Here is an 18,166-nt window from a genome sequence, read left to right on the forward strand (position 1 = left end):
TCTTCTCAAGAACTTTCGATCTGTTCTCGATCTTGAGATTTATCTAGATTTCTTATAATTTTGGATAGCTATTTATCCAAACATGAAGAAACCCATCGTCGTCATCGGCTTTCTCGGCACCCAGCTCGATGCCGGCCAGGGCGCCGGCCGTTGGAACAAGTGGCGGCCCACCGTCTCGCTCGCCCAGCACGAAGACATGGTCGTCGCGCGCATGGAGCTGCTCTACACGCTGCGACACAAGGCGCTGGCCGAAGTGGTCAAGGCCGACATCGTTTCCGTCTCGCCCGAGACCACCGTCAACCTGGTGCCCATCGAGCTTGCTGACCCGTGGGACTTCGGCGAGGTCTACACGCGCCTGTACGACTGGGCCCGCGCCTACACCTTCGACACCGAGCGCGAGCAGTACTGGACGCACATCACCACTGGCACGCACGTCGCGCAGATCTGCATGTTCCTGCTGTCCGAATCGCGCGTGGTGCCCGGCGTGCTGGCGCAGACCTCGCCGCCCAAGCGGCAGCGCGAAGGCGAAGCCGGCAAGTGCACGCTGATCGACCTGGACCTGTCGCGCTACGACGTGATCGCGCGCCGCTTCGACGCCGAGCAGCGCGACGCGGTCGCTTTCCTCAAGAGCGGCATTGCCACGCGCAACGCGCGCTTCAACGCACTGATCGACGAGATCGAGCGCGTGGCCGTGCGCTCACGCGCGCCCATCCTGCTGATCGGGCCGACCGGCGCGGGCAAGTCCTTCCTGGCACGGCGCATGTTCGAGCTGAAGCAGGCGCGCCACCAGATGACCGGACCGTTCGTCGAGGTGAACTGCGCCACGCTGCGCGGCGACGGCGCGGCGTCCACGCTGTTCGGGCACAAGAAGGGTTCCTTCACAGGTGCGGCGAGCGACCGGCCCGGACTGCTGCGCACCGCGCACCAGGGCGCGCTGTTCCTCGATGAGATCGGCGAACTGGGCCTCGACGAACAGGCGATGCTGCTGAAGGCCATCGAAGAAAAGCGCTTCTTCCCCGTGGGCGCGGACAAGGAAGTGGAGAGCGACTTCCAGCTCATCGCCGGCACCAACCGCGATCTGCGCAGCGACGTGGCGCAGGGCCGCTTTCGCGAAGACCTGTTCGCACGCATCAACCTGTGGACGTATGACCTGCCCGGCCTCGCGCAACGGCCCGAAGACATCGAGCCCAACATCGACCACCTGCTGGCCATTCACGCGAGCGAGAACCACCGCGTGGTGCGCTTCAACGCCGAGGCTCGTGCGGCCTATCTGCGCTTCGCACAAAGCGGCGAAGCCGTGTGGAGCGGCAACTTCCGCGACCTCTCGGCCAGCGTGACGCGGCTGGCCACGCTGGCGGATGGCGGGCGCATTCCGGTGGCGCTGGTCGAGGCGGAGATCGCGCGGCTGCGGTGGCTGTGGAAGCACGCGGGGCCGCTCACAGCGGCGAGCGATAGCGACATCGATCTGGACACGCTGCTCGGCGATGAACGCGCGGCTGCGCTCGACCTGTTCGACAGGCTGCAGCTCGAAGCGGTGGTCCGCGTGTGCCGGCAATCACGCAGCCTTTCCGATGCGGGGCGACAACTCTTCCAGGCTTCGCGCGAGCAACGCAGCGTGGTGAACGATGCGGACCGCCTTCGCAAGTACCTGGCGAAGCACGGCATCGAATGGAGCCGCATCGCCAGCGCCTGAGCTATCCTCCGCGCCGATGGCCATCTCCGCATTCGCAGTCAAGGTCCCGGCAGCCGAATCGCTCGTGGGCGACCTGCGCCGCCGGTATGACGCCACCGTCGTGCTCGGCGTGCCGGCACACATCACCGTGCTGGTTCCGTTCATGGACCCGGCGCTGATCACGCCGGACGTGCTGGCGCTCGCACAGCGCGTGCTGAGCCACACACCTTCGTTCTCGTTTGCGTTAAGCAAGGTCGGGCGCTTTCCGGAAACGGCCTACCTTGCGCCGGAGCCGGCCGGGCCGTTCGTCGCGATGACATTGGCGCTGGCAGAGGCCTTCCCCAACTTCCCACCTTATGAGGGTGCGTTCGAAGGCGTGATCCCGCATCTGTCCGTGGCGCATGGCAACGCGCTCGATGCGGATGCAGCGGCCGTCGAATTGCAGGCACGACTCCTTGCATCAGGCCCTGTGCATGCGACGTGCACGGAAGTCATGCTCATTGAAAACTCATCCGGCCGCTGGCAAGACCTGCATGCCTTCCCACTGCCCGAAGCTCGCACCTGATTGATCCATGCGCAACGTTCTCTTCATCTGCAGCCGCAACCAATGGCGCAGCCCCACGGCCGAACAGCTCTGGCGCCGGCATCCGCTGATCTCGGCACGCTCGGCCGGCACCAGCCCGAATGCACGGCACAAGGTGTCCATCGACGACATCGAATGGGCCGATGTGATCCTCGTGATGGAAGAAAAACACAAGTCGCGGCTGGTGGCCGAGTTCACGCGCATGCTGGAAGGCAAGCCGATCCACGTGCTCGACATTCCGGACGAATACAAATACATGGACCCGGAGCTGGTTGAAGAGCTTGAGCGGTCGGTTCCGTCGATTCTTGGCATCGACTGACTTCGAACAAACAGAGGGAAGCTGCCCGCCATGAAAACGCCTCAAGAGAAGAAACAACTCAGCTACACCAAGGACAGGCGAAACGTCTACGCCGAAAACAGCGAGGCATCGCGCAAGGGAATCCCCCTGGCCAAGGCCCGGGCGAACCGGGCGGAACGCCATTTGCAGGACACCTTGCTCACGGCAGCCATCGCTTCGCACACCGACGATCAGTTGGCACAAATCGAAGGGCGGGTGAAGGGCACCCCGCCGCGCAGATGGCGCAAGGCTGCAGACAAGCCATTGGGCGAGGTACTCGCCAACAAGGCATCAAGAAAAAATGCCCTCAAGAGCACCTGACACCAACAACACATGACAGAAACCTACATCAGCACAGACGTCGAATCCGACGGCCCCATCCCCGGCCCGCATTCGATGCTGAGCTTCGGCTCGGCCGCCTACACGGCGGACAAGCAACTCATCTCCACCTTCAGCGCCAACCTGCACACCTTGCCCGGCGCCGAAGCCGACCCCAGGACCGCCGCGTGGTGGAAGACGCAACCCGAGGCCTGGGCCGCGTGCCGCTCGGACCTGCAAGACCCGGCGCACGCCATGAAGAACTACGTGAGCTGGCTCAAGGGGCTGCCCAGCCGGCCGGTGTTCGTGGCCTACCCCGCGGGCTTCGACTTCATGTTCGTCTACTGGTATCTCATCCGCTTCGCGGGCGAGAGCCCGTTCAGCCACTCGGCGCTCGACATGAAGTCGTTCGCGATGGCGATGCTGAAGATCGGCTACCGCGACAGCACCAAGCGCGCGATGCCACGGCGCTGGTTCGACAAGCTGCCGCACACGCACGTGGCACTGGACGATGCCATCGAGCAAGGCGCCCTCTTTTGCAACATGCTCGCGGAGAACCGCGCCGTGAAAGCCCCACGGCCATGACCACGGGCCACGCAGCAGTCCACCGCTGGTGCAGGCGCGCGCTGTGCGCGGTGCCGCTCCTGCTGGCCGGCTGTGTGCAGTCGATGTTCTATTACCCCGACAGCGTGCGCTATGAAACGCCCGATGTGCTGGGCCTGCGCTACGAACCCGTCCAGTTCAACAGCGCCGACGGCACGCGCCTGAGCGGCTGGTTTCTTCCCGCCACGGATCGCAAGAACCCGAAGGAAGCCAAGGGCACGGTGGTTCACTTCCACGGCAACGCGCAGAACATGAGCACGCACTGGCGCTTCGTGGCCTGGCTGCCGGAGCATGACTACAACGTCTTCGTGTTCGACTACCGCGGCTACGGCGAATCCGAAGGCAAGCCAGAACCCAAGGGCGTGTTCGAGGATTCCAACGCCGCGCTGAACCACGTGCGCTCGCGCGTCGATGTCGACCCCGAGCGGCTGTTCGTCTTCGGGCAGAGCCTGGGCGGCACCAACGCCATTGCGGTCGTGGGCTCGGGCAATCGCGCGGGCGTGAAGGCCGCGGCCATCGAGTCGACCTTCTACTCGTACTCGGCGATTGCCAACGACAAGCTGTCGGGCGCGGGCCTGCTGGTCAGCGACACCTACGCGGCGTCGAAGTTCGTCGCGGCGATCTCGCCGATTCCGCTGCTGCTGATCCACGGCACGGCGGACAAGGTGATTCCGCCCACGCATTCGCAGCGGCTGCTGGCCGATGCGCGCGAGCCCAAACGCCTGATCGAAGTGCCAGGCGCCGGCCACCTCGAACCGATGACGGCCCAGAGATTCGGCCACACCTACCGCCGGGCATTGATGGACTTCTTCGAAGCCTCGATGCGCCCGGTCCCGCAACAATGACGGCAATGACACACTTCGACGAAGCCGCCACGCGCGCACCCCTGAACTTCGACCGGCTCGTGCCCGCGCTGCGCGAAGCCTTCGCGGCCGAGGCGCAGGTGCCGCCGCGCCATGTGCACAGCATCGAGACGGCGGGTGCGGACCCAAGCAGCAGCAAGGGCACGGTGCTCATCATGCCGGCGTGGAGCGATGCGGGCTTTCTCGGCATCAAGACCATCAACATCTTTCCCGGCAACAGTGCGCGCGGCCTGCCCGGCCTGCATGCGACCTACGTGCTGTACGACGCGCGCACCGGCGTGCCGCTGGCGATGATGGATGGCAACGAGATCACCGCGCGCCGCACGGCCGCCGCTTCGGCGCTCGGCGCGTCGTTTCTTGCGCGCAAGAATGCGCGCCGCCTGCTGGTGCTGGGCACCGGCCGCATCGCGCGCATGCTGCCGGCCGCGCATGCGAGCGTGCGACCCATCGATGAAGTGTGGGTGTGGAACCACCGCATCGAAGGCGCCGAGGCACTGGCCGCGCAATGGCGCGCCGAGGGCTGGAATGCGCGGGCCGCCGCCGACCTCGAAACGGCCGTGCGCGACCACGCCGACATCGTGAGCTGCGCCACGCTGGCCACCGCGCCATTGGTGCGCGGCGAATGGCTCGCGCCGGGCTCGCACCTCGACCTGATCGGCAGCTTCACGCCCGCGATGCGCGAAGCCGATGTGCAGTGCTTCGCCGGGGCACGCACTTATGTCGACACGAACGAGGCACTGCAGAAATCGGGCGACCTGCTCGACGCGATGGCCGCCGGCACGCTGCACGCGCAAGACGTTCAGGGCACGCTGGCCGAACTGTGCCGCGGCGAACGCACAGGCCGTGCGCGCGATGAAGAACGCACCGTGTTCAAGGCGGTGGGCAGCGCGCTCGAAGACCTGACGGCCGCCACGCTGGTGTGGAAAAACGCGGCTCCAACCTGAGCGTGGCCGGTGCCACTCGCGCACCGCTTGAGGGTTAGTCCCAATCGTTGTTTCACCTAGGCAGCCCGATTTACCGGTCATGCACAGGGGAAACTCGACGCATGGCGCCCGCCACCGGAAAGCGGCCCTGGTTTGTTGATGGCACGGAACTTGAAAGCCACGAACCAGGAACCGATTTCAGGCGAGAGGCGCATACGTCATACGGCGGATAGCGCTGCTCCCCAGACTGCCAGTAACCTGCAAACGCGATGAATACCGAGGGCCAGCCGCATGCTCACCATCCTTCAAAAAGCCAGCATCCTCAGCAAAGTGGGATTCGATGTACCGGCCCGTCCGGACGACGATCTCTCGACCAACGCCGTCACCGGCTCGTCCGTGAAACCCGAAGGCATTTCCCAGAAGGCGCATGACTGGGCCAAGGCCATCGAAACCCTGTACGTGGCCTACGTCGCGACCCGTGCCGCCAAGAGCCTGCGAGACGCCGAGGACGTACGACAAACCGCGATGCTGCAACGGCTTTCGTCCCAGGCCTACGCCGCCTGAGCCCTTCCTTGCTGTGGCCGCCCTGCGGCGGCGAATGAGTGAGCGCAGCTCTACCGGCTGGCGCTCACCAGCAGCATCATCGGCCGCTCGCGCTCTTCAGCCAGCGACGGCACCGCCGCCACCTGCGCGTCGGTCGGCCCCCACTCCTGCACGTGATCGATGTGAAAGCCCGCGTGCACCAGCGTGTTCAGCAAGGTGCCCATCGTGCGGTGCTGCTTGATGACGCCTTCGGCCAGCCAGTTCGTGGTGCGCGGCCCTTCCATCTGATAGCTGTCGAGCGGCCATGACTTGCGCCCCTGGGCGTCGGTATGCCAGCCCGGCGTGCGGGGCGCCATGAAGATCGGATGCTCGATCGAAAACACCAGCCGGCTTGCGGGCACCAGCGCGGCGTGCACCGTGCCCAACAACGTGCAGAGGTCTTCGATGTAGTGAAAGGCGAGCGAGCTGTAGGCAAAGTCGAATGACTGCGACGGCAACGCCAGTTCGTCGAGGTCCGCGCGCTCATAGGTGATGGCGCTGTCCGCACCGAAGGCCCCGGCCTTTTCGAGCATGCGCTGCGACACGTCGAGCCCGAGCACCGATGCTGCGCCCTGCGTGCGCGCCCACCGGCAGAACCAGCCGAGGCCGCAGCCAAGGTCCACCACCCGCAGGCCCTGCAGGCGCGGCACCAGCGCACGCAGCGCGGGCCATTCGGGCGCACCGTCGAGGCCATGCACCGAGCGCGGCAGTTGCTGGTAGCCCTCGAAGAAGGCGGGCGTGTCGTAGATGTTCTGGGCCATGGGGGAGTCCTTGCTTGCAGTGCAGCGACGCCATTATTTCCCCGGCCCCGGCCCGGGGCGACGACACGCCCCCGGTGTTGACTTACTTGCCTTGAGCGGCCGTCAGCGCCGGGTTCTGCATCGTCGAGATCACCTTGCTGTTCACGCGCGAGCCGCCGGTCACGTTCTGGTCGGGCGCAGCGGCGGTGGCCACGGCTTCCTGGTAGACCTGTGCCGGATCGCGGCTGGACGTGAACGGATCGGGACCACGCGAGCCGCGCGTCACGTTCTGGTTGGGCGCGTGCGCCGTTTCCACGGCCTGCTTGTAGACGGCTTCGGGATCGGCGGTGGAAGTGAACGGATCGGCACCGCGCGAACCGCGGGTGACGTTCTGGTTCGGTGCGTGGGCTGCGGCGACGGCTTCGGCCTGGACGGCTTCGCGCGTGCGGCCGACAGATTGCTGGGCTTGGGCGGAAGCCACGGCCAGAACGGCGAATGCGGCAGCGAGGGCGAGCTTGGAGGTCTTCATGTTTGTGTCTTTGAGGTTGTCTGGATGGGGCTGGCCCGGAGATACGGGAAAACCCTGAGCAAGACTAGTGGTCTCAAAAGGCAGTTCTGTGACGTCCCTCGCCGGCACTGGGCTGCCGCTGCATGTATCAACGCACCGCATCCGCTTCTGGTAGGGCGGCCCCGGCACGCGCCTCAGTCAGTGCTCCGACACCAGCTTGAGCCCGATCACGCCCGCCAGGATGAGCGCAATGCAAAGCAGCCGCAGGGGTGCCGCGGAGTCGCCCAGCACCACCACGCCCACAACGGCCGTGCCCGCCGCACCGATGCCCGTCCAGACCGCGTAGCCGGTTCCCATCGGCAATGTGCGCAGTGCAAATGAAAGAAGAACCACGCTCGACAAGCCGGTGGCCACCGTCGCCAGTGCGGGCATCCATCGCGTGAAGCCTTCCGACGATTTCATGAAAAAGGCAAAGGCAATTTCAAGAAGCCCCGCGATGCCCAGCAGTGTCCATGCCATGGGTGACAGATCCGCTTGCTTCTCAGGCCTTGGCGGCGGCAGCAGCAGCTACGGCCGCGGCGGGCTTCACGCGAAAGCCGATCCCGAAACGGTTGAAGGCATTCATCAGGCCGATCGCATAGCTGAGATCGGCAAGCTCCTTGTCGTTGAACTCGGCGGCGGCGGCCTCGTAGTCCGCATCGGGAACGCCCGTCTCGGCCACGCGGGTGACGGTTTCGGCCCAGGCGAGCGCGGCGCGCTCGCGGCGGCTGAACACCTCGCCGGCGTCGTGCCACACCGGCACCAGCACCAGCTTGTCTACCGCCAGGCCCGACTTGAGCAGGTCGCGGGAGTGCATGTCGATGCAATAGGCGCAGCCGTTGATCTGCGAGACCCGCAGGTAGACCAGATCGACCAGTTCCTTGGGAAGGCCGCTCTTCTGGAGGGCGACGTACACGCCGCCGAAAGCCTTGTAGACCTCTGGCGAAGCCTTGGTGTAGTCGATGCGATTGCTCATGATGAATCCTTGTGTGTGTTGGTTGGCAAGGACGTCATCGTGCTGGATCTTGGTCCATATCGAAAGAGCCATGATCCGTGTTGTGTTCTAGTCCATGATTTTTATCGCCTGCAACGCGCGGCAGGCCGACGCTGCCACCGTCACAGCAGACGCAAGATGCGTTTTCCGAGCTTCTCGGCGGTGGCCTGCGAATCGACGTTCGTGAAATTGACAAGCAATGCCGAGGCGCCTTGGCCGCCCGTGGTCCAGTCCGTCAATGCTTCCGCGTACAGGCCTTCTTCCCGCATGCGTGCCACCAGCAGCCGGTCTGAACGTCGCCCCTTCAGGCGCAGGATCAGATGCATGCCGCCCGGCTGCGGGTCGATGCGCATGTGTTGCCCCAGCACGCTTTCCAGGCCGGCCTTCGTCGCGTCCCTGCGTTCGGCATAGAGCTTGCGCATCCGTTGGATATGGCGCGCGAAGTGCCCCTGCGTGATGAACGCCGTGACGATCGACTGCGTGAGTTCGGGGCTGCCTCCCGCAAAAGTCTGGATGACCTGCTCGAAGCGCTCGACCTGCGTTTCGGGCACCACGAGATAGGCCAGCCGAAGGCTCGGAAAAAGCACCTTGCTGAACGTGCCCGCATAGAGCACCCGCCCATCGCGGTCCAGGCTCTTCAACGCGGGCAAGGGACGGCTCACATACCGGTACTCGCCGTCGTAGTCGTCCTCGATGATCCATGCGTTGTTTCGCGCGGCCCAGTCCAGCAGCGCCACGCGCCGGGGCAACGACAGGGACACGCACAGCGGACTCTGGTGCGCGGGCGTGACCACCGCCGCGCGCGCCCGCGGCGCCAACCTGATGCCCTCGGCAACGACCATGCCCTCGCCATCGACCGGCACCGCAACGGCCGCCATCTGCATCTGCGCCAGCAATTCGCGCGTGGGCGGATAGCCCGGGTCTTCGACCCACACGCGGTCTGCCGGCTTCAGCAAGGCAAGGGCAATCAGCTCGATGCTGTGGCGGTAGCCCGATGTCACGAACACCTGCGAAGGCGCGCAGTTGATGCCGCGCGACACCTGGAGATAGGCCGCGATCTCGGAGCGCAGCATCTGCTGGCCATACACCGAGGGATGCGTCATGTCCGATGGCTGCATCGCGCGAACGCACCGCGCGCCCAGACGTGCCCAGATCTTTCGGGGAAAGACATCCAGCGCAGGCAGGCCCATCTGGAACGGAAGGATCGAGTCCGGGCGAAAACTGGGTGCGGCGCTTCGAGCCTCGGGTACAGGCGCCGCATTTGCAACGGGCATTCGCGGCTTGAGTCCCGGCGTGACCACCGTGCCCGCCTGCCCCCGGGCCTGGATGTAGCCCTCGGCGGCGAGCAGGGAATAGGCGGTGTCGATGGTGCCTCTGGCCAGGCCCATTTCCTTGGTCAGCGCACGCGCCGACGGAATGCGGTCTCCCGGCTTCAGCAATCCGCTGCTGATGGCCCCCAGGACCCGGTCGTAGATCTGCCGGTACAGGGGCTCGGTCGACGCGGGGTCCAACGGCGAGATGTTGCTGGGTTTCTTGATGGTCATGGGTGGCTCGGGTTCGCGCCATCTTCCGTCCATCATGGCTCAATCGCAATCTCTTTTCATGGCCCTGTGGAATGAGCCATGTAAATCCTAGGATCGACGGCATTCAACAGAACCTGGAAATGGACCGATCGTGAAAATCCTGCATGTCAGTTGCAGTCCTCGCGGGCAAGCCTCCGAGAGCGACAGGCTCGCCCGGAAGATCATCGAATGGCTGCTGAGGGGCGAGCCAACGGCGACGCGGACCCATCGAGCGCTTGGCAATGCCGGCCTGCCGCACATCGATGCCAACTACGCGCTGGCCCAGCATTCGTCCACCGCGTCAATCGGTCGCGAGGGCTCCGTCGCGCGGTCCGAGGAACTGATCCAGGAACTGGAGAGTGCCGATGTCGTGGTCATCGGCACCCCTATGCACAACCTGAGCATCCCCTCTGCACTGAAGGCATGGATCGATCACGTCGTGCGGGCCCGCCGGACATTCAACGTGGGCGCGCAAGGCAAGGTCGGCACGCTGCACGACCGCCCGGTCTTTGTGGCAGTGGCCTCTGGCGGAAGATATTCGGGGGAGCGCGCGCGGCAGCCGGACTTTCTGACGCCGTACCTGGCAACCATCCTGGGCACCATCGGTCTGCACGACCTGAAGTTCTTCTCCGTTCAAGGCACGGGCCTTGGCGCGGAGGCCGTGGCCGAGGCCAGGCACGCGACGGAGCAGGCACTCGAAAATTATTTTTCTTCGGCTTGCCCTTCAGGTTGATCAGGGCTGGTCAAGGACGCGCGCCACGCGCTCGGTTGCACGCTTGCCCGCTTGCGCCACCTGCGTGTGAGGGTGCGCGGCGCACATTTGTGCAATAAGCGCCAGCGCCTGTGTGGGCCGCCGTGCGATCTCGACAGCCACCGCTTCTCCAAGAAAGAAGTCCTCATCGTTCGCCAGCCGCTCCAGCAGCGCGAGGTCGAGCAGATCGAGTGACGGAATCAACGCGACCACCACATCGGTGAGCGTTCCGTCATCCAGCAAGTCGTTGATCAGCGCGCTCAGGGCACGTTGATCACTGGCAACCGGCGAGCCTTCAGGATGAAGGTCGCGCAACTCGTCCCCTTGCTCGCCGGCTTCCCGTGCCGCCTGCAGAAAACTGTCCAGCGAATCGAAGACCACGCGGCTCTGGCCGTCGTGCGCCAGAAAGAGCACGCAGCCTTCCAGCGGCGCCCTGCCCAGCAGCAGGTGATGGTCGCTGGTATCGGGGTCGTCCAGCGCGAAGCCTTGCAGCGTTTCGACGAGCGGATGGCCGCTCAGGCTTTCCGTCAATTCGGTCGCTTCTTCCCTTGGCAGCAGTCCAAGCTCCGCGAAAAGAGGAGCGTCGATTTCCTCGAAGTACTCGTCCAGGGTCATGGCATTGGCAATCCGGTTGAAAAAGAAGAGACGGTGTCTGGGTTGCAAGTCACAGCCGGCTGCTACCCGCTGCGCACCCGTGCTTCGAATAATACGAAGACGGTCGGCGCATACGCACGAACCGGCTTCCAACTTCATTCTGAAGGAGACAAACGAAATGGCTCGCAAGATTCTGATGCTCTGCGGCGACTATGGCGAAGACTACGAAACCATGGTGCCCTTTCAAACACTGCTCGCCGTGGGCCACACGGTGCATGCGGTGGCACCCGACAAGAAGGCCGGCGACTGGGTGCACACCGCCATCCACGACTTCGAAGGCGCACAGACCTACAGCGAGAAGCCGGGTCACCGCTTCACGCTGAACGCCAACTTCGCCGATGTGCGCCCCGAGGCTTACGACGCGCTCGTCATCCCCGGTGGACGTGCGCCCGAATACCTGCGCATGCACAGCCGCGTGGTCGAGATCACGCGGCACTTTCTCTCGGCCGACAAGCCGGTGGCGGCGGTCTGCCACGGCGCGCAACTTCTCGCGGCCACGGGGCTGCTCAAGGGCCGCAAGGTCTCCGCCTACCCGGCCTGCCAGGTCGAAGTGGAGCTGGCGGGTGCCGAGTACATGGGCATTCCGGTCGACCAGGCCGTGACCGACCGCAACCTCGTCACCGCGCCAGCCTGGCCTGCGCACCCGGCGTGGCTCGCGCAGTTCCTCGTGGTGCTGGGCACGCGCATCGAGCACTGACCGAGCCCCACGGCTCGACGGGCGGCGCTACAGTGCGTGCGTCGCCCACCTCACCCCGAAAGGAGGCCGCCCATGTGCGAAGTCTTCATCAGTGCCGATCCGCAAAGCTACGACGCGCGCACGCGCTCGGTGCGGCTGCACGGCGTGGTCACCAGCATCCGGCTCGAAAACCTGTTCTGGCAGGTGTTGGAGGAAATCGCGCAACGCGACGGCATGGTCGTGGTGCAGCTCATCGAGCGGCTTTACGACGAGCTTGTCGCGGCGCGCGGCGAGGTCGGCAACTTCGCGTCGTTCCTGCGGGTCTGCGCCTTGCGCTACGAGGCGATGGTGGCGCAGGGGCGGATTCCGGCCGATACGTCGGTGGCCATTCGCTCGCTGGATGCAAAGGCGGTGTTGCACGAACTCCCCGAGGGCTGGGGGCGATCGCAGCAGCAGCAATTGCCGTCCGGCAAGAACAGCGTGCGCCCGTTCCGCACCGCGGCGCAGCGGCAGGCATAAGGGCCGATTCAACTCGACGGCCTTGCGCCCTGCCGCAGCGGATCGCGCTCAGTCCAGCGAAACGTTCGCTTTGCGAATCACATCCGTGAACCGCGCCGTCTCGCTCGCCACGAACTGATCGAACTGCGGCCGAGTCGTCGGAAATGGCTCATAGCCGAAGCTCTTGAACTTCTCCAGCACGTCGGGTTCCGCCAGGCCCTTCTCGATGTCGCGCTTGATCTTCTCCGTGACCGACGCGGGCAGGCCCTTCGGCACGGCGATGGCGTTCCAGCCGATCACCTCGAAGCCCTTCGGGCCACCCGATTCGCTGACGGTCGGCACGTCAGGGAATGCGGCCACGCGATGCGGTGCCGCGGCGGCCAGAAAGCGCAGCTTGTTCGCGCGCTGCAGCGGGCCGGCGGTGGCGCTGGAGCCCAGTGCAAAGGCCAGTTCGCCGGTCGCGACCGAGGTGTAGAGCTGCGTGGTTTCCTTGTAGACGATGTGCTCCATCTGCGTGCCGGTGGCCGACTCGAACAGCTCCGAGCCCAGGTGCACCGGGTTGCCGACGGACCATGAGCCGTAGTCGAGCTTGCCGGGGTTGGCCTTGGCGTCGGCGATCAGGTCGCCGATGGTCTTGTACTTGCTGTTGGTGGAGACGGTGAAGAAGAAGTAGGTCTTGAAGAGCGGCAGCAGCGCGTCGAAGTCCTTGCCGGTGTCGTAGGGCAGCTTCTTGAACAGCGCGGGGTACGCGGCCAGGTGCACGTTGTCGAGCACGATGATGTCGTGCCCATCCTTGGCGCCGCGCTTGAAGGCATCGATGGCGATGAAGCCATTGCCACCCGGGCGGTTCTCGACCACCACGGGCTGGCCCCAGGCGCGCGAGAGCTTGTCGGCCACGAGGCGGGCCACGCCATCGGGGCCGCCACCCACCGGGAACGGCGTGATGATGCGCACGGGCTTGGTGGGGAAGGCTTGTTGTGCCGATGCGGTGGCGGGCACCAGTGCAGCGGCGGCAAGCGCCAGCGCGGCCAGGCCGACGCTGCGGCGCGTTGTGTTCGTGTGCTTCATTCTCTGATCCTCTTCTTTCAATCCTCTTGGTTAAAAAAAAGCCATCGGGCCGCTGTGTGCGCGGCTTCCGATGGCTTGCTTGCTGGCTTCTTGTTGTTGTGTATTCGTGCTGTGGCGTCAGACGCGTTCGAGAATCACGGCAATGCCCTGCCCCACGCCGATGCACATGGTGCACAGCGCATAGCGGCCGCCGCCCTTGTGGAGCTGGTTGACGGCGGTGGTGGCAAGGCGGGCGCCGCTGGCGCCGAGCGGGTGGCCCAGTGCGATGGCGCCGCCGTTGATGTTCACGCGTACATCGTCGTCCTGCAGGCCCAGCAGGCGCAGCACGGCAAGGCCTTGCGCCGCGAAGGCTTCGTTGAGTTCGATGACGTCGATCTGGTCGATGGTGAGGCCCGTGAGCGCCAGCACCTTCTGCGTGGCGGGCGCCGGGCCGATGCCCATGATGCGCGGCGCCACACCGGCGGTGGCCATGCCGACCACGCGGGCGCGCGGCGTGAGGCCATGCCTGGCGGCGCTGGCTTCGTCGGCCAGCAGCAGCGCGCAGGCACCGTCGTTCACGCCGCTGGCATTGCCTGCGGTGACGGTGCCGTCGGGACGCACCACGCCCTTGAGCTTGGCGAGCGATTCGATGCTGGTTTCGCGCGGATGCTCGTCCTTGTTGACGATGACCGCGTCGCCCTTTTTCTGCGGCACGCTCACGGGCACGATCTCGGCGTCGAAGAAGCCGGACTTCTGCGAGGCCACGGCGCGCAGTTGCGAGTTCAGCGCCATCAGATCTTGCGCTTCACGGCCGATCTTGTAGTCGGTGGCCACGTTCTCTGCAGTCTCGGGCATTGAGTCGACGCCGTACTGCGCCTTCATGAGCTTGTTGACGAAGCGCCAGCCGATGGTGGTGTCGTACACCGCGTTGTTGCGGCTGAAGGCGCTTTCGGCCTTGGGCATGACGAAGGGGGCGCGGCTCATGCTTTCGACACCGCCGGCGATCATCAGGCCCGCTTCACCGGCGCGGATGGCGCGGGCTGCGGAGCCGACGGCATCAAGGCCCGAGCCGCACAGGCGGTTGATGGTGGCGCCGCCGAGTTCGATCGGCAGGCCCGCCAGCAGCGCGGACATGCGCGCGACGTTGCGGTTGTCTTCGCCGGCCTGGTTGGCGCAGCCGTAGAGCACGTCGCCCACGGCTTGCCAGTCGACGTTCTTGTTGCGTTCCATCAGCGCGCGCAGCGGCACGGCGCCGAGGTCGTCGGTGCGCACGCTGCTGAGCGAGCCGCCGTAGCGGCCGAAGGGGGTGCGAACGGCGTCGCAGATGAAGGCGTGGTTGGTCATGTGAGTTGTCTCTCTGATTACTTGAATGGGATCAGGCAGCGATCGGCAGGCCGACCAGCTTCTCGAGTTCTTCGCGGCTCAGGCCCTCGACAAGGTCGACGAGCTTCAGGCCCTGCGGCGTGCATTCGAGCGTGGCGAGGTCGGAGTACACGCGCTTGACGCAGCCGATGCCGGTCAGCGGATAGGTGCACTCTTTCACCAGCTTGCTGGCGCCCTGCTTGGTCAGCAGATCCATCATCACCCAGGTCTGCTTCGCGCCGATGGCAAGGTCCATCGCACCTCCCACTGCGGGAATGGCGTCTTTCTCGCCGGTGTGCCAGTTGGCAAGGTCGCCGGTGGCCGACACCTGGAACGCGCCGAGCACGCAGATGTCGAGGTGGCCGCCGCGCATCATCGCGAAGCTGTCGGCGTGGTGGAAGAACGCGCCGCCCGGCAGCAGCGTGACGGGCTGCTTGCCAGCATTGATGAGGTCGTAGTCTTCTTCGCCGGCTTCTGGCGCAGGGCCCATGCCGAGGATGCCGTTCTCGCTTTGCAGGATGACCTCGCGGCCCTGCGGCAGATGGTTGGCCACGAGCGTGGGCTGGCCGATGCCGAGGTTGACGACGGCGCCGTCGAAGATGTCCTGCGCGACGCGGGCTGCGAGTTGGTCCTTGGTGCGACGGGTGTATGCCATGGTCATGCTGCCTTCTTGAAACCGCCGGCTTGCGTCGCCACGCGTTCGATACGCACCACCTGGTGCACGAAGATGCCCGGGGTCACGATGGTCTCGGGGTCGAGGGTGCCGAGTTCGGCGATGTCGTGCACGGTGGCCACGGTCTTCTTCGAGGCCATGGCCATCACCGGACCGAAGTTGCGCGCGGCCTTGCGGTAGACCAGGTTGCCCCAGCGGTCGCCGCGCTCGGCCTTGATCAGCGCCACGTCGCCGTGGATGGGGTACTCCAGCACGTACTGCTTGCCGTCGATCTCGCGCGTTTCGCGGTTGCCCGCGAGCTGCGTGCCGTAGCCGGTGGGACAGAAGAAGGCACCGATGCCCGCGCCTGCCGCGCGGATGCGTTCGGCGAGGTTGCCCTGGGGCACGAGTTCGAGTTCGATCTTGCCGCTGCGGTAGAGCCCGTCGAACACCTGGCTGTCGGCCTGGCGCGGAAAGCTGCAGATGATCTTGCGCACGCGGCCGGCTGCGAGCAGCGCCGCAAGGCCGGTCTCGCCGTTGCCCGCGTTGTTGTTGACGACGGTGAGGTCTTTGGCGCCCTGCTCGACGAGGCCGTCGATGAGTTCGCCGGGAATGCCGGCGGTGCCGAAACCGCCGATGAGAACCGTGGCGCCGTCTTGGATGCCTGCGAGGGCATCGGCGACCGAGCGCGCGATCTTGTTGATCATGAAGCTTGTCTCCGGGATGAGTGAGAATTCAACCGACTTCGGAAATGTTCGTCTAAAGAACATTTGTTCGTATAATGAATTCTAGAGAGGATCGCTCACCATGGCAACCCAGACCCCGAAGCCCGATAACACCGACACACCCGCCCCCGGCGACAGCTACGTGCAGTCTTTTGCGCGCGGGCTGCAGGTGATCCGCTCGTTCAGCGTGAACGCGCCGCGCCAGACGCTGAGCGAAGTGGCGGCCGGCAGCGGGCTCACGCGGGCGGGCGCGCGGCGCATCCTGCTCACGCTGCAGACGCTGGGCTATGTGGTGACCGACGGCAAGCTCTTCACGCTCACGCCGCGCATCCTCGATCTGGGCTTTGCGTACCTCTCCTCAATGCCGATATGGAACCGCGCCGAGCCCGTGATGGAAGCGCTGGTGCAAGAGGTGCAGGAGTCGTGCTCGGCGGCCGTGCTCGACGCGACCGACATCGTCTATGTGCTGCGCGTGCCGACGCAGAAGATCATGCGCATCAGCCTGGGCGTGGGCTCGCGCCTGCCGGCCTACTGCACGTCGCTCGGGCGGCTGCTGCTGGCCGACCTGGAAGACGACGAAGTGCGCGCGCGGCTCGAAGCCTCGGAGCGCGAGGCGCTGACCAAGCACACGGTGACCGATGTCGATGCGTTGATGGCCAAGGTGGCACAGGCGCGCAAGCAGCAGTGGTGCCTGGTGAACCAGGAACTCGAAGAAGGCCTGATCTCGGTGGCCGCGCCCATCGTGAATCCGCAGGGCCGCATGGTGGCGGCGCTCAACATCAGCGGGCAGGCCAATCGCACGAGCGCGAAGGTGATGCAGGAGACGATGCTGCCGGCGCTGATCGATGCGGCCAGGCAGGTGTCACGCTTGCTGTAGGGCGGCAAGGAGGCGTGTGTCGCGCAGCGGTTGATGCCGTCGCGCCCTCACCCTGCCCTCTCCCGGAGGGAGAGGGAACCCGTACCGTCAGGCCTCCGAGTGGATGCCCTTCATGATGATCACGCCGCCCAGGCGCGTCGTGTCGGCGCGCATGCGCCGGGCCAGCGCATCGGGCGAACCCGGTTGCGCCTGCCAGCCGGTCTTCAGCAGCGCCTCGGCCACTTCCGGTGAACTGATCACCTCGACCAGCGCGGCATTGAGCCTGGCCACCGCGGCCGGCTTCATGCTCGCTGGCGCGGCCAACGCGGTCCAGATTTCCAGGTCGGCGCCGCGCACGTCGGCATCGCGAATGGTCGGCAACTCCGCGGCCAGCGGGCTGCGTTCGGGCGAGGTCACGCCGATGGCCTTGAGCTTGCCCGACTTGATGTGCGGCGTGGCAAGCCCCGGCGGCAGCAGCGCCAGCTGGATCTCGCCGGCCAGCAGGCCCGCGATCACCTGCGGATTGCCGGTGTAGGGCTTGTGCTGCGCGGTGATGGCCGCGCGGCTCTTGATGAGTTCCATGCCCAGGTGGCCCACCGTGCCCACGCCCGGTGTGCCGTACTTCGCGCCGCTGCCGAGGTTGCGCACCCACAGCAGCAGGTCGGCGGCGGTCTTGCCTTCGGCATTGCCCGCCACCGCAAGCACCAGCGGCGCGGTGCCGATGAGGCCGACCGGCGCGAAGTCTTTCTCGGGGTCGAAGGGAATGGCGGGGTTGAGCAACTTGGCAATCGTGAGGTTGCCGTTGATCAGCGCGCCGATGGTGTGGTCGTCGGTGGCCTTGGCGACCTGGTCGGCCACGAGGTTGCCGCTGGCGCCGGGCTTGTTCTCGACCGTCACCGGCTGGCGCAGGATCTTCGACAGCGGCTCGGCGATGGCGCGGGCCGCGAGGTCGGGCGATGCGCCGGCGGGAAAGCCCACGAGGATGCGGACGGGCTTGGTCGGCCATGCGGCGTCGCCACCGGTGCGCTGCGCCCACGAGGCCTTTGCGAACAGCGAGGCGGCAACGGCTGCCGCGCCGCCTTCGAGCAAGCGGCGTTTGGTGATCGTCAAGATGGCTCCAGGGAGATTAAGAAACTAGGGAAATCGCTTACCCATAGCTTACACAACGTTACAGGAAGAGGTTGTATCAGGCAAGCCGGAAGGGCCACAGCGCAAGGGCTT

The 18,166-nt window shown here is 65.7% G+C and carries 23 protein-coding genes; 12 read left to right on the forward strand and 11 right to left on the reverse strand.

Going from position 1 to position 18,166, the window contains the following annotated elements:
• Positions 1-82: 82 nt before the first annotated feature.
• From rtcR to ACSFB7_RS20990, 8 genes are all read left to right on the forward strand, one after another.
• Positions 83-1,693 (forward strand): RNA repair transcriptional activator RtcR, encoded by a 1,611-nt coding sequence (gene rtcR / locus ACSFB7_RS20955; protein WP_435473559.1) that lies wholly within the window; start codon positions 83-85, stop codon positions 1,691-1,693.
• A 16-nt stretch (positions 1,694-1,709) separates the two neighbouring features.
• Entirely contained in the window at positions 1,710-2,237 is a 528-nt protein-coding gene (locus ACSFB7_RS20960) for a 2'-5' RNA ligase family protein (protein ID WP_435473561.1), read from the forward strand.
• A gap of 7 nt (positions 2,238-2,244) precedes the next feature.
• On the forward strand, positions 2,245-2,574 hold the full coding sequence (locus ACSFB7_RS20965; protein WP_435473563.1) for a low molecular weight protein tyrosine phosphatase family protein: 330 nt from the start codon (positions 2,245-2,247) through the stop codon (positions 2,572-2,574).
• Positions 2,575-2,604: 30 nt separating this feature from the next.
• Positions 2,605-2,913 carry a hypothetical protein gene (locus ACSFB7_RS20970; RefSeq protein ID WP_435473565.1) on the forward strand — a complete coding sequence of 103 codons (309 nt, stop codon included), beginning with the start codon at positions 2,605-2,607 and terminating at the stop codon, positions 2,911-2,913.
• Positions 2,914-2,925: 12 nt separating this feature from the next.
• Positions 2,926-3,495 carry a 3'-5' exonuclease family protein gene (locus ACSFB7_RS20975; protein ID WP_435473567.1) on the forward strand — a complete coding sequence of 190 codons (570 nt, stop codon included), beginning with the start codon at positions 2,926-2,928 and terminating at the stop codon, positions 3,493-3,495.
• Positions 3,492-4,358, forward strand: a complete 867-nt coding sequence (locus ACSFB7_RS20980; protein WP_435473569.1) for an alpha/beta hydrolase — start codon at positions 3,492-3,494, stop codon at positions 4,356-4,358. The genes ACSFB7_RS20975 and ACSFB7_RS20980 overlap by 4 nt, the downstream gene beginning before the upstream one ends.
• Before the next feature lie 5 nt (positions 4,359-4,363).
• Positions 4,364-5,320, forward strand: a complete 957-nt coding sequence (lhpI, locus tag ACSFB7_RS20985) for a bifunctional Delta(1)-pyrroline-2-carboxylate/Delta(1)-piperideine-2-carboxylate reductase (protein ID WP_435473571.1) — start codon at positions 4,364-4,366, stop codon at positions 5,318-5,320.
• 270 nt (positions 5,321-5,590) lie between these two features.
• Positions 5,591-5,863, forward strand: a complete 273-nt coding sequence (locus ACSFB7_RS20990; RefSeq protein WP_435473573.1) for a hypothetical protein — start codon at positions 5,591-5,593, stop codon at positions 5,861-5,863.
• Positions 5,864-5,913: 50 nt separating this feature from the next.
• On the opposite strand, the gene ACSFB7_RS20995 is transcribed toward ACSFB7_RS20990, so the two are convergent.
• The 5 genes from ACSFB7_RS20995 to pdxR all read right to left on the reverse strand — a co-directional run bounded on the left by ACSFB7_RS20995 (position 5,914) and on the right by pdxR (position 9,706).
• Positions 5,914-6,642, reverse strand: a complete 729-nt coding sequence (locus ACSFB7_RS20995; protein WP_435473575.1) for a class I SAM-dependent methyltransferase — start codon at positions 6,640-6,642, stop codon at positions 5,914-5,916.
• A gap of 82 nt (positions 6,643-6,724) precedes the next feature.
• Complete coding sequence (locus ACSFB7_RS21000; protein WP_435473577.1) at positions 6,725-7,150, reverse strand: hypothetical protein; 426 nt, start codon at positions 7,148-7,150, stop codon at positions 6,725-6,727.
• A 177-nt stretch (positions 7,151-7,327) separates the two neighbouring features.
• On the reverse strand, positions 7,328-7,648 hold the full coding sequence (locus tag ACSFB7_RS21005; RefSeq protein ID WP_435473579.1) for a DMT family transporter: 321 nt from the start codon (positions 7,646-7,648) through the stop codon (positions 7,328-7,330).
• Positions 7,649-7,670: 22 nt separating this feature from the next.
• Positions 7,671-8,144 (reverse strand): carboxymuconolactone decarboxylase family protein, encoded by a 474-nt coding sequence (locus tag ACSFB7_RS21010; RefSeq protein WP_435473581.1) that lies wholly within the window; start codon positions 8,142-8,144, stop codon positions 7,671-7,673.
• Between the two features lie 140 nt (positions 8,145-8,284).
• Positions 8,285-9,706 carry a MocR-like pyridoxine biosynthesis transcription factor PdxR gene (gene pdxR, locus ACSFB7_RS21015; protein ID WP_435473583.1) on the reverse strand — a complete coding sequence of 474 codons (1,422 nt, stop codon included), beginning with the start codon at positions 9,704-9,706 and terminating at the stop codon, positions 8,285-8,287.
• 130 nt (positions 9,707-9,836) lie between these two features.
• Here pdxR and ACSFB7_RS21020 point away from each other — a divergent pair, with 130 nt between their 5' ends.
• Positions 9,837-10,457, forward strand: a complete 621-nt coding sequence (locus ACSFB7_RS21020) for an FMN-dependent NADH-azoreductase (RefSeq protein ID WP_435473585.1) — start codon at positions 9,837-9,839, stop codon at positions 10,455-10,457.
• Here the strand turns inward: ACSFB7_RS21020 and ACSFB7_RS21025 are convergent, their stop codons facing one another.
• Positions 10,458-11,090, reverse strand: a complete 633-nt coding sequence (locus tag ACSFB7_RS21025; protein ID WP_435473587.1) for a hypothetical protein — start codon at positions 11,088-11,090, stop codon at positions 10,458-10,460.
• A gap of 157 nt (positions 11,091-11,247) precedes the next feature.
• Between ACSFB7_RS21025 and ACSFB7_RS21030 the strand changes: the two genes are divergently transcribed.
• Positions 11,248-11,826 (forward strand): DJ-1/PfpI family protein, encoded by a 579-nt coding sequence (locus tag ACSFB7_RS21030; RefSeq protein WP_093246755.1) that lies wholly within the window; start codon positions 11,248-11,250, stop codon positions 11,824-11,826.
• A 72-nt stretch (positions 11,827-11,898) separates the two neighbouring features.
• Positions 11,899-12,324, forward strand: a complete 426-nt coding sequence (locus ACSFB7_RS21035; protein ID WP_435473589.1) for a ribbon-helix-helix domain-containing protein — start codon at positions 11,899-11,901, stop codon at positions 12,322-12,324.
• Positions 12,325-12,372: 48 nt separating this feature from the next.
• Here the strand turns inward: ACSFB7_RS21035 and ACSFB7_RS21040 are convergent, their stop codons facing one another.
• The 4 genes from ACSFB7_RS21040 to ACSFB7_RS21055 form a co-directional block, all read right to left on the reverse strand.
• Entirely contained in the window at positions 12,373-13,371 is a 999-nt protein-coding gene (locus ACSFB7_RS21040) for a Bug family tripartite tricarboxylate transporter substrate binding protein (RefSeq protein WP_435473591.1), read from the reverse strand.
• Positions 13,372-13,488: 117 nt separating this feature from the next.
• Positions 13,489-14,694, reverse strand: a complete 1,206-nt coding sequence (gene pcaF / locus ACSFB7_RS21045) for a 3-oxoadipyl-CoA thiolase (protein WP_435473593.1) — start codon at positions 14,692-14,694, stop codon at positions 13,489-13,491.
• Between the two features lie 31 nt (positions 14,695-14,725).
• On the reverse strand, positions 14,726-15,373 hold the full coding sequence (locus ACSFB7_RS21050; RefSeq protein ID WP_435473595.1) for a 3-oxoacid CoA-transferase subunit B: 648 nt from the start codon (positions 15,371-15,373) through the stop codon (positions 14,726-14,728).
• Positions 15,370-16,071: a 3-oxoacid CoA-transferase subunit A gene (locus ACSFB7_RS21055; RefSeq protein WP_435473597.1), complete on the reverse strand. Its 702-nt coding sequence runs from the start codon at positions 16,069-16,071 to the stop codon at positions 15,370-15,372. The genes ACSFB7_RS21050 and ACSFB7_RS21055 overlap by 4 nt, the downstream gene beginning before the upstream one ends.
• 100 nt (positions 16,072-16,171) lie before the next feature.
• Between ACSFB7_RS21055 and ACSFB7_RS21060 the strand changes: the two genes are divergently transcribed.
• On the forward strand, positions 16,172-16,966 hold the full coding sequence (locus ACSFB7_RS21060) for an IclR family transcriptional regulator domain-containing protein (RefSeq protein WP_435473598.1): 795 nt from the start codon (positions 16,172-16,174) through the stop codon (positions 16,964-16,966).
• An 87-nt stretch (positions 16,967-17,053) separates the two neighbouring features.
• Here the strand turns inward: ACSFB7_RS21060 and ACSFB7_RS21065 are convergent, their stop codons facing one another.
• Positions 17,054-18,055 (reverse strand): Bug family tripartite tricarboxylate transporter substrate binding protein, encoded by a 1,002-nt coding sequence (locus ACSFB7_RS21065; protein WP_435473600.1) that lies wholly within the window; start codon positions 18,053-18,055, stop codon positions 17,054-17,056.
• Between the last annotated feature and the right edge of the window lie 111 nt (positions 18,056-18,166).

The organism is Variovorax raffinosi (assembly GCF_051216615.1).
Lineage (GTDB): Bacteria > Pseudomonadota > Gammaproteobacteria > Burkholderiales > Burkholderiaceae_C > Variovorax.